This window comes from Streptomyces sp. NPDC006309 (genome assembly GCF_040613095.1).
Lineage (GTDB): Bacteria > Actinomycetota > Actinomycetes > Streptomycetales > Streptomycetaceae > Streptomyces.
In genome coordinates this window covers 34,908-49,602 of record NZ_JBEXRO010000005.1, presented here as the reverse complement: position 1 = coordinate 49,602, position 14,695 = coordinate 34,908, and the positions used below count along the sequence as shown (strand labels likewise).

The window sequence follows — 14,695 nt, the reverse complement described above, 5'->3', positions numbered from 1 at the left end:
CCCGGGCACGGCGGCCCGTCCGCACGCGCACCGCCGGCCGGGGCCAGCGGTTCCGCCCCGGCCGGCGGCGCCCGTCTGCGATAATCGCCCTCCACGCCGGGGCGGGTGCGAACTCGCCGGTGTCCAGGGGGGGTTCGAGCACAATGAGCACCGGGCGTCGGCGGGCTCTGCTGATCGCGGTGCCCGCCTATCCGCAGCTGGAACAGGTGCCGGAGCTGAAGGACGACTTCCCGGCCCTGCCCTTCACCGCCAGGGACGCGGTGACCTTGCGCAACACGCTGCTGCGCAGCAACTACCCGCCGGAACACGTGAGAGTCCTGGACGAGGAGGACACGACCGACGGCGGCACCGTCCGTGACGAGCTGGGCCGCTTCCTGAACTCCTTGGAGGACGGCGACGCCGGCCTCGTCTACTTCGCCGGCCACGGCGTCCGGTTCGGCGAGACTGACTACCTCCTGCCGAGCGACACGCGCGCACGGTGGGGGCCCGACGGGCAGCGGACCCTGGGCCCGCAGGGGCTCATCGAGGTGGTGCCCGACGAACTGCTGGCGCCCCTGACCTCGACCGCCACGGTGATGCTCTGCTTCGACGCCTGCCGGAGCAGCGGCGGCACCCCTCCGGCGACCTTCGAGGGAGTGAAGGTCAGCCGCGACCGGGACAACGTCGTCATGCTGAGCGCCTGCTCCCCCGGCGAGGACGCCCTGGCGCACCCCGACAGCGGGAGTGTCCTGGCCAGGGCCCTGAGCGAGTCCCTGGCGCCGGAGTCCTCGGCCCGTACGTTCGGCGAGGTGATCCGGCGCGTGCGGCGGCGCGCCCCGCAGATCGCGGCGAACTACACCGCCCGCAGGCCGCCCGACATCGACACCCGGTGGCTGAGCTTCGACGGGACGGCCGGCTCCCACGCCGACGTACCGCTGTGCGAGGCGAGGACGTCCTCCGGTCCCTGGATGGACGCGGTCGTCCAGTCGGACCTGTGGGAGCGGACCGAGGGCACGGACGCCCAGAAGACCAGGGCGAAGGCACACCTCGCGGAGGTCGTGACCAAGGTCGGCGAGATCCGCGACGCCAAACGGGCCGGGGCCGACCCGTGGGACGACCCCCTCGTCCAGGAGCGGCTGATCAAGCGGCTCGGCCGGCTCCTTCAGGCCGCCGACGCGCGGCTGAGCCTGATCGAGACCGTGGTCCTCCTGGGCGCCCCGTTCCTGCGCGAGGCCGCCCTGGCCTGCGGACTGCTGGCGCTGAGCAACCTCCACGGGGACGGCCCGGACCACACCGACGCCACCACCCGGGCCCTGCCCGAGGGCGGCTTCGCGTGGCACCTGGACCGCGACATGGGCGACGTACGGCGCGCCCACCGGCAGATCGAGGCGACCCGCCGGACGCTGCTGCGGCGCGGGCGGAAGGACGACGCCCGCAGTGCGGAGTACTGGCTGCGCCACCGCTTCCTCGCCGACTGGGACCTGCTGTGGGAGAAGCGCGGCGACGCGGACCTGGAGAGCCTGCGCCGGGCGATCGACCTGCTGGTGCGGGCGGCGGAGAGCGCCGCCGACCTCACACTGGGCACCGAGGGCCGGGACAAGCTGCGGCACGCCGTGATCCAGGTCGTCTCCCAGCTCGGCACCGGCACCCCGGCGGACACCGTGGCACCCGACGGCAGCGACTGGGAGACCGACCTGTGCACGTACCTGTGCGGGGAGAAGCGGTGGAGCTGGCGCCCGCACGACCTGGCGGCACTGCTGCACCTCGCCGGCCTCCTCGCCATCGACCCGCGCATGCTGGACGGCGTGCTCATCGACCACCTGGGGCCGCGCGAGCCCACGCAGGTCCGGCCCGAGAGCATCATCGGCGAGATCACCACGAACGACGGCTTCCGGCCCGGCACCGACGGATGGCCGGGGAACCCCGCCGCGCCCGGCCAGGGGCCGTCCACCCGCTGGCTGCTGGTGTTCAAGTGCGGCAACGCGGCCCTGTACACGGCGCTGGAACGGCTCACGACCCGGATCGTCACGGTGTCGGGGGCGACCCGGCGCGGCCAGGCCGCCATGCGGGCCGGCGACCTCCTCTCCGGCCTGCCCGAGGTGATCAAGACCGAGGGCCTGATGCCCAGGAACCGCGGGTTCGACAAGCCACCGCCCCGGTTCCGGCTGGCCGAGGACGAGGTCAAGCCGCTCATCATGGGCACCCAGCTGTACGGCGACCGGATGCTGGCGGTGCGTGAGCTGTACCAGAACGCCCTCGACGCGTGCCGGGTGCGCCAGGCACGGCGCCGCTACTCGGCCCCCGCCCGGCGGACCGGCGACGAGACCGAGCCGGAACAGCTCGCCGGATGCCGCATCGTCTTCACCCAGGACGTCGACCCGGCCACGGGCCGGGCGTACATCGAGTGCGAGGACAACGGCGTCGGGATGACGGCCGAGGAGCTGAGGGACCTCTTCGCCCAGGCCGGCCGCCGCTCCGAACAGTCATCGTCCCGGATGCGCGAGATGCGCCGGTGGCGCCGGCGCGGCATCACCACCGAGCTGAACAGCCGGTTCGGCATCGGCGTCTTCAGCTACTTCATGCTGGCCGAGGAGGTCGAGGTGGTCACCCGGCCGGTCAGCCTGTCCGGGAGCGTGCCCATCGAGGACGGCCACCGGGCCAGTGTCACCGCGGGCTCGGGCCTGATGCATCTGAGCAGGGAGCGGACGGGACTGGAGAACGGCGGCACCAGGGTCCGGCTCTACCTGCACGACGAGCCCGACGCGACGGAGGACCTACGCCCCTCCCTCGTCCAGGCGTTGCGCGAGTTCCTGATCTCCACCCCGCTGGAGGTGACCGCCCGGGAGCACGGCCGTGACCCGGTGACCTGGTGGCCGGGCGAGCTGTACGGCGACTCCTCCCTGCCGGGCACGCGCATCAAGGCGACCGAGGGCGTGTGGTGGGTGCAGGGCGCGGGCATGCTGCTGGCCGACGGACTGCTCGTCTCGGAGGAGGACGCGCCGGACGGCTACGTGGTGAACCTGCGCGGCCGGCACCGGCTGGAGCTGAGCGTCGACCGCAACCGCTTCCTCGGCTACGACGAGCACCGCGTCGAGGAGGACCTGGAGGCGGCCGTCCCCGCACTGGTGGGCAAGGCGTGGCGGCCGTTCCCTCTGGAGTGGCTGTGGAACCTGGCCGACACCCACCCGAGGATCGCGGAACAGGTCGTCGGCCGGCTGATGGAGGCCGACGTGCCCGTGTCGCTCCCGGCGCAGCCGCGGCGCGACCACTGGACCCCGTTCCGGCGGGACCTCACGCTGGCGGACGTCGGGTGTGTGCCCGTCGACCAGGCCGTCTACCTGACGAGCCTTCCGGAGGCCGACCTCGGTATGCGTTTCTTCGCGGCCTGGCGCGCCGGCGTGCTGGGCGTGCAGCAGGCGCCCGAGCCGGTCACCACGCCGGAGGGCTTCCCCCGGCCGGAGCCCCTCGACGCGCTGCTGTTCCGCACCGCACCGGGCAGCTCGTGGAGGGAACCGCTGCGCGCCGCCGGGGACACCGGCCGCTCGCTGCGGGAGGTCACCCGCAGACTGCGCCGGTACGCCGTCACGGGAGTGCCCGTACCGGAGGCCGCGGACATCCGTGCCCTGGACGACATCGTCCCGAGTCGTCTGGCAACCACCTTGTACGAGTCGTTCCGGGACGCGAAAGGCCGGTCCGGCCGGGAGGACGAGGAGGGCCGGCACCATGCCGTGCGGCAGGCGATGGTGCGCGTGTCGGCCGCCGAGAAGGTGAGCCTGGGGACTCTCGCGCAGCTGTTCGGGCAGTTGTCGGCCGTCGATCCGTCGATACCCGCACCCCCCGACCTGGGGCCCCTCGAAACCCATCGGGTGGACGCCCGCGAACGGCGCATCCTGCTGAACGACCAGGCCTCCGCTACGCACGCGCTGGTCATCACCCTCCATTTCTCCGGGGCGGTGCGTCCGGTGGACGTCGCCTACCGGGCACACCAGACGGGTATCCCGTCGGCCGAGATCGAGGCGGTCGTGCGTCGTTTCGAACCGCTCGGTTACCGGCTCACCGGGCCCGGTCTGCCCCACCTCCTGGACGAGGCGCAGCTCGTCGCGCTCAGCCGGGATCTGGACGCGGAACCCCCGTTCCTCACCCCGGGCCCGATCGGTCCGCGGCACCTGGTCCGGCTGGCGGCGAAGCGGGAGGAGACCGTCGGGGCCACAGCGGACTGGCTGGCCGGCTGGGCGGTCCCGTTGGGCATCGAGGTCGCGGTGCCGGGCCCGCTCGCCTCGTTCGTGCCGCCCGGCTGGTGCCGGCAGCTCCCGGCGGAGCGGGCTGCCACCCGCGGTGCCGGTGACGCGCCCGGGACACCGCCGATCACCACCTGGCAGCTGCTGGGGCGGATCGCCGATCTGGACGACCCCGCGGCGCGGCCACGGCACATCGCCGCGGTGGAGGCGCTCGTGGAGGCGGGCCTGGTCGAGCGCGGAGCGGTCGAGGCGGCCCGTGCCTGGCTGTCGCGGTCCCGGTCCGCGCGCCCCCGGAGTCTGTGGCGCGGCTCGTTGTCGCTGGGTCGACGGAGTTCGGGACACCCCGCCAGCCCGGTGGGCGCCGGGCGCGACGCCCGGATCGGCCCCGCTTGGCTCATGGCTCTCGCGGCGGAGACCGGTGACGACCTCGGGACCACCGGGAAGAGAGTGCGGGACAAGCTGGCCCCCTACGGCTTCGACGTGCCGGAGATCCCGCCCGACGCCTCCGGACTGACACCGGACGGATCGGTGGTCGGTGCCCTGTCTTCCGGGGACGGAAGGTGGCGGAAGGGCCTCTGGCTGCACGACCTGGTCGAATTCGCGCACGGTATGGGTACCGACCTCCCCACCGCCGCCGCCCTCCTCAACGCCTACCGCTCCCTGGGCGCCCCCACCGTGCCCGTTCCCCCCGGCGCCGTCCGGTCCCGCGCACACGAGGAGCGGGACGAGGCCGCCGAGAACGCGCTGCTCCAGGCCGCCCTGGAGAGGTCCTGGACGCTGACGCCGCTCGCCCTGGTGGTGGCCGCCGGCCGGCTCGGCAGCGGGCTGCGGGACACGTACCGCAGGCTGCGGCCCTTCGTCGTGATCGGGCTGGACGTCCCGTTCCCCGAGCCCGCGTGCACCCGCGTCCCCGACTGGCGGGACGTGATCCTGCTCACCGCCCGGCTCACCGGCCGGGAACCGGTCCTGTCCGGTGACGTTTGTGATGACCACATCCGGCTGGCCGCCGAGGAGACGGACCTGACCGCCGATGACGTGCGCGCCCGGCTCCTGGACTACGCTCCGCTGTTCGGCTTCCGTCCGCCGCCGTACGAGAGGAGCTGACGTGTCCCACGTCGAGAAGGCATACGAGGCCACGTACTGGCCGGACCAGCAGGCCGGGTTCGTGTGGGACTCCTCCGGCGGGCGGCTCGTCGTCTCCGGCAGCTGCCCGGCCTGCGCCGGCCCGACCGTGCACCCGGTCCCGGAGGTGATGCCCGGCGCGGTGACGTTGGGCCGGCGGCGCCTCAAGGTGGAGGTGCCGGTCCCGGACGAGGTGTACATGCAGTGCCGGTGCATGCGGGCGCACGCCGGGGACGAGCAGGAGACCGGGGGCTGCGGCGCCGCGTGGATGGCGGTCCGCCCGGCGGGCACCGGCTCGTGACGGCGTCCGGGAGGAAGTACGCGCCCCTGGAACTGCGGCGCGCCCAGCGGCGGCTGGACGCGATGGTGGAGAACCAGGTGGCGATCGCGCGGGCGCAGGCGGAGGGCTGGCGGAACTTCCTCACCCTCGCCACCGGGCTGCTCGCCGCCGTCCTGGTCCTCAAGGGCCGCGAGAACGTCGCCGAACTGCCCGCCGGTTACCGGACGACGGTCGTCGTGCTGGTGGCGATGGGGCTGGTGGCGCTCCTCGCCGCCGCCTTCGCCGCTGTGTCGGCCGCGCACGGCCGGCCCGGTGACCGGCTGCCGTACGCCCATGCCGTGGCGCTGCTGGACTGGGAGCGCGGGGAGCGGGACCGGATCGCGAAGCGGATCCGGGTCACGCGCTGGGCGACCGTGCTCGGCGTGTCGGCCACCGCGCTCGGCATCCTGGCCACCTGGGTGGCACCGGCACCGGACGAGCCGGCGCGGACGGTGCTGGTGCACACCCGGGGGCAGACGGTGTGCGGCGAACTGCTGGCGGCCGACGGCAGCGGTGTCACGGTCAGGACCGGGCAGGGCGGCGCTAACGGCAAGGGCGCCACGACGGTCCGCCACCTGACCTGGCAGCGCGACGCGGTGAGCGTGGCCCCCACCGGCAAGTGCTGACCCGCCCGCCGGGGCCGCGTCCCCTCACCGGCGACCGTGATCCCGCGTCGCCACGGTCGTGGTCACCCGTACGAGGCCGGGCCGCCGGGGTGCCGAACCGAAACCGAACCGCACGGGCGGTACGACCGGGGCGAGCGGTCCGAGGTCCCGGCCGGCCAGAACCACGGTGGCCGACACGACCGGACGGAGGTCGAGCGCGCCGTACCACTCGCGCCGCCCGCCCCCCGCGCTGCCACGGGTGCGCACGCCCAGCAGCCGGGCGGGGAGGTACGTCACCGCGGTCCAGGCGGGCCGGGCGGCGAGCCGCGCGGGCACGGCACGCAGGAGCAGGCCCGTCAGGCCGCGCCGGCCCGTGGTGAAGCGCAGGTCCAGCGGCCCGGCCGCGACCGTCCACCGCGCCGCCTCGACCCGCACGGAGACGGGCGTGACCCGGACCTCGTCGAAGCTGTAGGTCGTGGCGATGAAGTCCGCGATCCGCCGGGACGGCGCGAGCAGCAGCCGGTGCCCGTCCTCCCGCTCGACCATGACGTCACTGAACGGCCCGAACGGCGACCGCGGCCAGTGCCCCAGCACCGCACGGGTACCGGACGCCGTTCCCAGACCGGCGATCCAGCCGTCGAAACGCAGCATCGGCTTCCTCCCGGCCGGACGGCACGGTCCCTGGCCGCCGGCGATCCCGGCAGGTCACGGCGGCATCCGCCGTCACGCCGCGGTCCGGTGTGCCGAACCGGCGTGACCTGCGTCCGCTCCTCCGCCGGGTACGGGTACCCGCTCGGCGCAGGACTTGTGCGCGCCCTCGGCGGTGACGTGCCGGAGCGGACGTTCCTGGCGGCGTCCGGGCGTCAGGATGGCCGGCACGGACCCCGAACTCGAAGCGTTCGTCCCGTTCTTCGTCCGGCTCGACCTCACCGACCCGGCCGCCGCCCGGCCCGCCCCGGACACCTCGGCGCCGACCGTCGAGGACCGCACGGTGCCCGTCGGCCCGGACGTACCGGTGCGGATCCACCGCCCGTACGGGGCCCGGGGCGCGGTCGTCTCGATGCACGGCGGCGGATGGGTACTGGGGGACCTGGACACCGAGCACCACTGGGCCGCCCGGATCGCCGCCGGCTCCGGTGCGACGGTCATCTCGGTCGGCTACCGCCTGGCCCCCGGGCACCCCTACCCGGCCGCCCTGGACGACGTCCACGCCGTACTGGCCTGGACCGCCGGGCACGCGGCCGAGCCGGGCATCGACCCCGCGCGGATCGCGGTCGGCGGACACAGCTCCGGCGCGGGGCCGGCCGCGGCGGTGGCGCTGCGGGCCCGTGACCGGCGGGGGCCGGCCGTCTGCTGCCAGCTGCTCGACGAGGCCGCGCTGGACGACCGGCAGGAGACCTGGTCGGCCCGGAACCTCACCGGCACGCCCTGGTCGGACCGCGCCACCGGCGCCGCGGCGTGGCGCCACTACCTGGGCTCCACGCCCGCGACGCCGTACGCCGCCCCGGCCCGGGCCACCGACCTCTCCGGCCTGCCGCCCGCCTATATCGCCGCCGCGGAACTCGACCCGAACCGCGACGAGGACATCGCCTACGCCCGGGGCCTGCTGCGGGCGGGCGTTGCGTCGAACTGCACCAGTGGTCCGGCACGTTCCACGGTTCCCCGGCCCTCCTGTCCGCCGACGTGTCCCGGCGCGGGTTCGCGGAACTCACCGCGGCCCTGCGCAGGGCGGTGACGGCCTGAGCCCGGCCGGGAAGCGGGCCGGGCTCCGGTCCGCGTCAGCCGGAGCCGCGACGGGTCACCCGCTGCTCCCGGGCGATATGGCCAGGTGCCACACCACGAAGTCGACCAGGGTGGAGATGGACTCCAGGCAGTCCAGGCTCAGGTCCTGGGCCGCCACGTCGACGCCGTAGCGGTCGGTGATGGCGGCCAGCAGGGTCACGCCCCCGAGGGACGACAGGGAGATCTCCGGGCCGAACAGCTTGGTGTCCGAGGGCAGTCGCTCGACGCGGGCCCGTTCCGCGCGCGTGGCGTCGGCCAGCATCCCGCGGATCTCGCGCTCCACCCGGATCCGTCGTCCGCGCAGGGTGTCATCGGTCATGGGGTCGTTCCAATCGGCAGCGGACGCACCTGCAACCAGGCGGGCCAGGGGGGCAGGTCGCCATGAAGGGTCCGGGACAGCGTCACCGTCGACGGCGCCGGACCGCCGCCGTCGGTGCCGGCCCGCAGGCCGGCCTGGCGGCACAGCAGCCGCAGCTCGGTGTTGGCCTCGGTCGGCCGGAGGTCCAGCGCGAACGTGTCCGCGCCGGCCGACCGGGCCTGTTCCATCAGCCAGCGCAGGAAGGCCACGGAGGCCCCCCGGCCGGCGATCCGGCAGGACAGCGCGAGCAGGGGCACCGACCACTCGGCGGGACCGGGCCGCACCAGCGCCGTGCCGATGATGCCGTAGTCCCCGAACCGGTCGGTCATACGGGCCGTGAACAGCCGGTGGCCACCCCGCTCGACCAGGACCCGGACCCGCTCGCGGTCCAGGCCCGAGGAGTTCAGCCGGTGGGTGCGCTCGGCGAGTTCCAGTGCCCGTGGCAGTTCCGCACCGCCCGCCGCACCGGCCTCCATCCGCATCCCGCACCACCGCAGGAACTCCTCCCTGCCGCCCTCGAAGCGCTCGCCCGCCCGGCGGCGGGCCTCCTCGGTGCGGTACAGGGCCGCCCGCGCGCGTGCCTCCGGGGTGACCGGCCGCCCGGTGAGGGCGTCCAGCAGCGCGGGCACGTCCTGCGGGGCCGCCGTACGCGCCCCGGGCAGCAGGGCCTCCACCTCGGCCCGCTCGTACGGGGAGTCGTCGACCAGGAGCAGGGACCCGACCGCCACGCCCAGCTCCGCGGCGATGGCCCGTAGCGCCTGGCTCTTGTCCTGCCAGGAGATCTGCGGGGCCAGGAAACGGGAGGCGAGCCGGGGGTCACGGGTGACGCGCTCCAGCACCTCCGGAGCGCTGCGGCTGGCGATGCTGCTGAGCACGCCGTGCCCGGCGAGCGTGTCGACCGCCGCCAGCATGTCCGGCCGCACCTCGGGCAGCCCGCCGTCGGCGCGCTCCAGCGCCACACCGTCCCACAGGGTGCCGTCCAGGTCCCACACCACGCACTTGACGCCGTCAGCGCTCGGCATGGCTCGGATCCCGCCGTACGGACGGCCGGCTGTCGTCCCCCGCCGGCAGGCGCAGCTTCATCACCAGGCTGGTCGGGGTGAAACCGAACTTCCGGTACAGGGTGCGCATCGGGACGTTGGCGACGTGCACCCGGCCGACGACCTCGGTGAGCCCGTTCCGCACGGCGAACTCCAGCCCCGAGGAGATCAGCAGCTCGGCGACCTCGGCCCGGCGCTCCACCGGGGCCACGGCCAGCGAGCGGAAGTTCGCGTAGCGGTCGCCGGTCATCGTGTTCTGGTTGACGCTGACCCACAGCCAGCCGATCGCCGGACCGCCCGGCCGGTGGGCGACGATCATCCCTTCTCTGGACTTCTCCATCGCGCGCGCCAGGCGTGTGCGGTGCCGCAGAGGATCGTCCACGGCGTCACCGCCGAAGGAGACACGCGCGATGTCGACCTCGAAGGCCCCGATCGCCGGCAGGTCCTGTTCGGCGGCCTGCCGGATGACGTAGGGCGCCGCCCGTTCCTCCAGCAGGAGGCGCTCACCGGCGGTGAGGGGCTGCCAGGTCCGGCCGCCGGGGATGTACGGATCCGTCTCCCCGGCGGTATCCGGTACGGCGGCCTCCTCGACGGGATCCGGTACGGCGGTCTCCGCGGCGAGGCCGGGTACGGCGGTCGCCCCGGCCTGGTCCGGGGCGGCGGACCGCTCCGGGGCCTCCGGCGCGCCCTGGGGCCCCGGGCCGCCGTCGGGGCCGGGGCCCGGCGCCGCCGGCTGCTCGGCCTGGTTGTCCGCTCCGACGGGCACCAGCGGGCCGGGGCGGAAGGGGCCCTTGCCGCAGTTCGGGCAGCCCTCCGCGCGCAGCACGCCGACCGACGTCCACTTCGCTCCCGCGCCGACCCGGACCATCTCACCGCAGGCCACGCACTCGTACATCCGCTGCCGCGAGCGCTTGTCACCCGTGTAGAGGGGGCCCTGGTAGTCGCCCTCCTGCGAGGGCGAGGTCGCGCTCGTGGTCAGCAGATGCTGGAAGAACCCGACCCCGCCGAGAATTCCGCTGCCCTCGTACTCGTTGAAGTTGCGGATGTATCCATTGGTGACGAGACCGAGTTCCATGATTTCGCGCTGCACCTGGAGCATTTCGTCCGGGCTCTTCCCGCCGAACGACAGGAAAATGCTGTGCGCCGGCCCCTGGCGAAGTCCTTCCACCGCACGCGAAAGAAACAGCCGGGCACCCTCGGGGGTGTACGGCGGATCGGTCATCGCGACATCGAACTGACGGTGCAGTTCTTCCGGCAGCGGATTCCGCAGATCGTGCTGCACGGTCCTCACGCGGGTACCGAGGTCCGCCGACACCCGCTCGATGTAACCGAGGATGTCGGGCGAGATGTCGACCACCGTGACCTGGTCCACGAGCGGTGCCCCGAGCACGTCCCCCACGACGGCGACCGCCAGCGAGATCAGGTCGTCGTCGCCGATCAGGAGCAGTGAACCGCCGGGCAGCGTGCCCGCCGACAGCAGCGCCAGGACCCGCCGCACCTTCGTCTCGGGGGTGCACTTGGACTGGTCGAGCGTCATGTCGGCGGCCGGCCCGTCCCCCATGACGGCGCCGAGCCGCGCGACGGCCTCCTCCAGCACCTCCGGGATCACCAGTTCCCGCCCGTCACAGGTGCGGCAGGTGGCGTCCAGGGTGAGGTCCATGCCCAGTTCGGTGACGACGGCCCGGCCGGCCGGGGTGAGCTGCGACGGCCGCTCGTGGGTGATCAGCCCGCGGGTGCGCAGTTCGTTCCCCACGGCCGCCACGATCGGCACCGGCAGACCCACGGCCCGGCTGATGTCCTTGGTCGAGGCCGGAGCCAGCCGGCGGATGGCACGCAGGATCGACCGCACCCCCGGAGGCCCCTCCTGGAGCCTGACGGCGTCCGCGACGTCATTGAGCACTCGGTCGGCGCTGATTCTGCGGCGTCGTGGGCGGGCGTTCGTCACAATCGTGCTCCACGTGGGGTGAGAATGTTCGTGCCAGTATACGGGCCGGGCAAAGTGCGACGCCAGGCGTCCAAGGGCGTTGCGGTAATTCCAGGAAACGGCTGTTCAGGCTTTTTCTGAGCGGCGATATCACCGAAAATCACGGCGGTGCGGGCCATGGTCGGGATGCCTTTTCGTATCCGGAGAAAGAAAGGGCCGAATGGGGTCTGCCGCTGCCGGGCGGGCGCGTCGGCCGTCGGGCCGCCGACGTGTCGGCAATGCGATCCGGTGCCGTGGAATCCGGGTCGCCCGCCTCTCGGCGTCACCGGGAAAATGCACCCCTCCGCCGGCCGGCCGACAGGACTTCGGCGGACATCGCGGTGGGCGGACCCGCAGGCCACCGCAGCGCGCTGCGGTAGGTTACCCTGGGTGCTAGCCTGATGTGGCTAAGTGTCGGCAGTCGGGATGTCAAGTCCCCGATCCGGTCACCGTGATCACTGTGAATCCGCGTGGGTGAATCCGCGTGGTGAATCCCTTGGAGAGGAGATGCGGGAAGCGGCTCAGGCGCGCGCTTCCCGGAGCGCCATGAGTAATCCCGCGGAACTCGCCACCGAAGGTATAGACGTCGACGACCTGTGCTCCTACGCGGTCGACGTATGGGTGAGCGATCACAGCATTCTGACCGATGAGCAGCGCCTTCTGAAGGTACTGCGCGACGCCGCCGACAAGGGCAACGCCAAGGTTCTCGGGGAGGCGTCGCATGTCTTTCCCAACGGCGCCGTGACCGCGATTCTGCTGCTTTCCGCCTCGCACCTGAGCATTCACACGTGGCCGGAATTCAGCCTTGCCAACGTCGACCTGCTCGCGTACGGCCGGCTGAACGGCGAGCGCATGATGCAGAGTGTCGAGCTCGGGCTCTCCCCGACCAGGATCAACGTGACCCGGATGCTCCGGGCCGTGCACTGAGTACCGTTCGTCGTACGTACCGGGCCCGGACCACCGGCCCGGGGCTCCGGCCTGTCTGCTGAGAACAGACCGACTGAGCTAGCATGGTGTGGTGTCTAGGGAGTATCGGTCGCGGGGATGACGTACGGGCCCCTGCGCCCGGGCATCTGTGAGGAGATGGATCATGGGACGCGGTCGCGCACGTGCGAAGCAGGCCAAAATCGCTCGCGAACTCAAATACCGTGCTCCCAGCACCGATCTCAGGGCACTTCAGCAGGAACTGGCGTCCACCGACGACGAGCCACGCCCCGCCGCGGCGGACATCCTGGTCGACGAGGACGACACCGACGAACGGGAACGCCCGCTCGACCCGCAGTGACCTCCCCGCGCCTCCTTCCCGCCCGGACCTCGCGCTGACATCCCGTCAGGCGTCTCGCGGCACGCCCGGCGGGAGGAATCCCGTACGGCGGGTGACGGCTACCGGACACATCGGACGCACCGGACAGGCTTCGGACACGGCGAGGGCCGGCACATGACCGGCGCCGGGGCCGCCACGCGGCCCGTCCAGCTGTGGTGGGCCCGGCTGCCCGGCGATCCACCGCGGCTGCGCCGGCTGCTCGACCCCGTGGAGACCGCCCGCTACGAGGCGACCGTCGACCCGGTCGACCGACAGCGGTTCCTGGTCGGCTGCGCGCTGAGCCGGCTGGTGCTCGGCCGGCTCCTCGGCCTGCCGGCCGCCCGGGTGCCGCTGCGCCGGGTGTGCCCGCGCTGCGGCGGCCCGCACGGAAAGCCCGCCCTGGACCCGGCGGTGGACCCGCCGGGCGGCCTGCGCTTCTCGGTCAGCCACAGTGGCCCCACCGTCGGCCTGGCCGTGTGCCGGGGCGCGGACATCGGACTCGACGTGGAGCGGGCCGACGACCCGCCCGACGTGGACCTGGTGGCGCGGCACATCCTGTCCGCGGCCGAACTCGCCGTACTGCACGCACTGGTGCCCGCCGACCGGGCCGGCGCCCTGCTGCGCTACTGGACCCGCAAGGAAGCGGTGCTCAAGGCCCTGGGCATCGGACTGCGGCTGCCGCCGCGCCGCCTGGAGGTGTCGCCGCCCGGGGAGCCGGCCCGGATCGAGCGGTGGCAGGACCGGCCCGGACGCGTCGCGGAGCTGCGGCTGGCGGACCTCGTCGTGGAGGAGGGGCATCCCGCGACCGTGTGCGTGACCGGAGGCGCGCAGCCCGCGATCACCCAAGAGGACGCGGACGCACTGCTGTCGGCGGCGAAGTAGCGGGCCGCCACCCGCCGCCCGCCGCTCGCGGCCCGCCGCCCGCAGGCTGCCGCCTGTCGCTCGCGGCCCGCCGCCCGCAGGCTGCCGCCTGTCGCTCGCGGCCCGCCGCCTGTCGCTCGCGGCCCGCCGCCCGCCGCCCGCCGCCCGCCGCCCGCGGCCCGCAGGCTGCCGCCTGTCGGCTGTCGTCCGCCGCCCGCCGCCCGCAGGCTGCCGCCTATCGCCTGTCGCCCGCGGCCCGCCGGCTGCCGCCTGTCGGCTGTCGCCTGTCGCCCGCGGCCCGCCGGCTGCTGCCTGCTGCCTGCCGGCTGCCGGCTGCCGGCTGTCGCCCGCGGCCCGCCGGCTGCCGCCTGTCGGCTGTCGCTCGTGGCCCGCCGCTCGCGGCCCGCCGCCCGCCACCCGCCTCCTGCCGTCCGCAGGCTGCCGCCCGTCGCCCGCAGGTCGCCGTCCGCCGTCGGCAGGTCGCCGTCCGCCGTCTGCCGTCCGCCGGCTGCCGTCGGCAGGTCGCCGTCCGCCGTCTGCCGTCCGCCGGCTGCCGTCCGCAGGCTGCCTCCCGCCGACCGCCACCCGCCGCCCGCCGCCCGCCGTCCGCAGGGCTGCCACCCGCCTCCCGCCGTCCGCAGGCCGCCGTCCGCCGTCGGCAGGCCGCCGTCCGCCGCCCGCAGGTCGCCGCCCGCCGTCCGCGGGGCCGCCGTCCCGCCACCCGCCGCATGCGGCCGGCCGGGTGTCCGGCGTCAGAGGGCCAGCAGCAGCGCGGCCACCGTGGTCAGCGCGGCGCAGACGGCCAGTGTCATGGCCAGGCAGCGCCGCCGCAGCTCCCGGTAGCGCTGTTCGTACTCGGCCCGCAGCGACATGCACCGGGCCGCGACGCGTTCGAGGTCCGCCCGTGCCCGGCGCAGGCTGTCGGCGGCGTACCGCCGCTCGATCTCCTCACGCTGCGCCGTCGTCAGCCAGTCCAGGGACCCGGTGAACTCACGCGCCCGCTGCTCGGCCTCGGCGACCCTGGCCTGCCACAACAGGTACCCCTCCACCTCGTTGCCGAGGTCACCACCGGTGCCGGCCCCCTGTTTCGGCAGTCCGGTCACCCGTGACCCCGGTCGGTCGTCG

At 74.1% G+C, this 14,695-nt stretch carries 12 protein-coding genes; 7 read left to right on the top strand and 5 right to left on the bottom strand.

All coding sequences use genetic code 11. The features are described 5' to 3' along the window. Window positions 1-143 precede the first annotated feature (143 nt). Genes ABZ117_RS09330 through ABZ117_RS09320 form a run of 3 tightly spaced genes read left to right on the top strand, consistent with a single transcriptional unit; the run spans window position 144 to window position 6,284 of the window. Complete coding sequence (locus ABZ117_RS09330) at window positions 144-5,321, top strand: caspase family protein (protein ID WP_356818908.1); 5,178 nt, start codon at window positions 144-146, stop codon at window positions 5,319-5,321. A gap of 1 nt (window position 5,322) precedes the next feature. Then, the gene (locus ABZ117_RS09325) at window positions 5,323-5,640 is read left to right on the top strand and encodes a hypothetical protein (protein WP_356818906.1); all 318 of its coding nucleotides are present in this window, start codon (window positions 5,323-5,325) and stop codon (window positions 5,638-5,640) included. Next, window positions 5,637-6,284, top strand: coding sequence for a hypothetical protein (locus ABZ117_RS09320; protein ID WP_356818904.1), 648 nt, complete (start codon window positions 5,637-5,639; stop codon window positions 6,282-6,284). Before ABZ117_RS09325 ends, ABZ117_RS09320 begins: the two co-directional genes overlap by 4 nt. Before the next feature lie 24 nt (window positions 6,285-6,308). Here ABZ117_RS09320 and ABZ117_RS09315 read toward each other — a convergent pair whose 3' ends face one another. Further along, window positions 6,309-6,914 (bottom strand): hypothetical protein, encoded by a 606-nt coding sequence (locus tag ABZ117_RS09315; RefSeq protein ID WP_356818903.1) that lies wholly within the window; start codon window positions 6,912-6,914, stop codon window positions 6,309-6,311. Window positions 6,915-7,131: 217 nt separating this feature from the next. Between ABZ117_RS09315 and ABZ117_RS09310 the strand changes: the two genes are divergently transcribed. After that, window positions 7,132-7,998: an alpha/beta hydrolase gene (locus ABZ117_RS09310; protein ID WP_356818901.1), complete on the top strand. Its 867-nt coding sequence runs from the start codon at window positions 7,132-7,134 to the stop codon at window positions 7,996-7,998. 63 nt (window positions 7,999-8,061) lie between these two features. On the opposite strand, the gene ABZ117_RS09305 is transcribed toward ABZ117_RS09310, so the two are convergent. The 3 genes from ABZ117_RS09305 to ABZ117_RS09295 are packed head-to-tail and all read right to left on the bottom strand — an operon-like array spanning window position 8,062 to window position 11,343. Further along, window positions 8,062-8,364: a phosphopantetheine-binding protein gene (locus ABZ117_RS09305; RefSeq protein WP_356818900.1), complete on the bottom strand. Its 303-nt coding sequence runs from the start codon at window positions 8,362-8,364 to the stop codon at window positions 8,062-8,064. Continuing rightward, complete coding sequence (locus tag ABZ117_RS09300; RefSeq protein WP_356818898.1) at window positions 8,361-9,425, bottom strand: HAD-IIIC family phosphatase; 1,065 nt, start codon at window positions 9,423-9,425, stop codon at window positions 8,361-8,363. Before ABZ117_RS09300 ends, ABZ117_RS09305 begins: the two co-directional genes overlap by 4 nt. Next, window positions 9,412-11,343: a GNAT family N-acetyltransferase gene (locus tag ABZ117_RS09295; RefSeq protein WP_356818896.1), complete on the bottom strand. Its 1,932-nt coding sequence runs from the start codon at window positions 11,341-11,343 to the stop codon at window positions 9,412-9,414. Before ABZ117_RS09295 ends, ABZ117_RS09300 begins: the two co-directional genes overlap by 14 nt. Before the next feature lie 609 nt (window positions 11,344-11,952). On the opposite strand from ABZ117_RS09295, the gene ABZ117_RS09290 reads away from it, so the two are divergent. The 3 genes from ABZ117_RS09290 (at window position 11,953) to ABZ117_RS09280 (ending at window position 13,591) form a co-directional block, all read left to right on the top strand. After that, window positions 11,953-12,333 (top strand): S-adenosylmethionine decarboxylase, encoded by a 381-nt coding sequence (locus tag ABZ117_RS09290; protein ID WP_121791121.1) that lies wholly within the window; start codon window positions 11,953-11,955, stop codon window positions 12,331-12,333. 163 nt (window positions 12,334-12,496) lie between these two features. After that, window positions 12,497-12,691 carry a DUF3073 domain-containing protein gene (locus ABZ117_RS09285; protein WP_356818894.1) on the top strand — a complete coding sequence of 65 codons (195 nt, stop codon included), beginning with the start codon at window positions 12,497-12,499 and terminating at the stop codon, window positions 12,689-12,691. 153 nt (window positions 12,692-12,844) lie between these two features. Further along, complete coding sequence (locus ABZ117_RS09280; RefSeq protein ID WP_356818892.1) at window positions 12,845-13,591, top strand: 4'-phosphopantetheinyl transferase superfamily protein; 747 nt, start codon at window positions 12,845-12,847, stop codon at window positions 13,589-13,591. 731 nt (window positions 13,592-14,322) lie between these two features. Here the strand turns inward: ABZ117_RS09280 and ABZ117_RS09275 are convergent. Continuing rightward, a complete protein-coding gene (locus ABZ117_RS09275; RefSeq protein WP_356818890.1) occupies window positions 14,323-14,673 on the bottom strand; it encodes a cytochrome C oxidase subunit I in 351 nt (116 codons plus the stop codon). Window positions 14,674-14,695 lie beyond the last annotated feature (22 nt).

Bases quoted from the DNA above. Each gene is read 5' to 3' on its own strand.
- ABZ117_RS09315 (WP_356818903.1), bottom strand. From the start codon at position 6,914: ATGCTGCGTTTCGACGGCTGGATCGCCGGTCTGGGAACGGCGTCCGGT.
- ABZ117_RS09290 (WP_121791121.1), top strand. From the start codon at position 11,953: ATGAGTAATCCCGCGGAACTCGCCACCGAAGGTATAGACGTCGACGAC.
- ABZ117_RS09330 (WP_356818908.1), top strand. From the start codon at position 144: ATGAGCACCGGGCGTCGGCGGGCTCTGCTGATCGCGGTGCCCGCCTAT.
- ABZ117_RS09305 (WP_356818900.1), bottom strand. From the start codon at position 8,364: ATGACCGATGACACCCTGCGCGGACGACGGATCCGGGTGGAGCGCGAG.
- ABZ117_RS09280 (WP_356818892.1), top strand. From the start codon at position 12,845: ATGACCGGCGCCGGGGCCGCCACGCGGCCCGTCCAGCTGTGGTGGGCC.
- ABZ117_RS09310 (WP_356818901.1), top strand. From the start codon at position 7,132: ATGGCCGGCACGGACCCCGAACTCGAAGCGTTCGTCCCGTTCTTCGTC.
- ABZ117_RS09300 (WP_356818898.1), bottom strand. From the start codon at position 9,425: ATGCCGAGCGCTGACGGCGTCAAGTGCGTGGTGTGGGACCTGGACGGC.
- ABZ117_RS09285 (WP_356818894.1), top strand. From the start codon at position 12,497: ATGGGACGCGGTCGCGCACGTGCGAAGCAGGCCAAAATCGCTCGCGAA.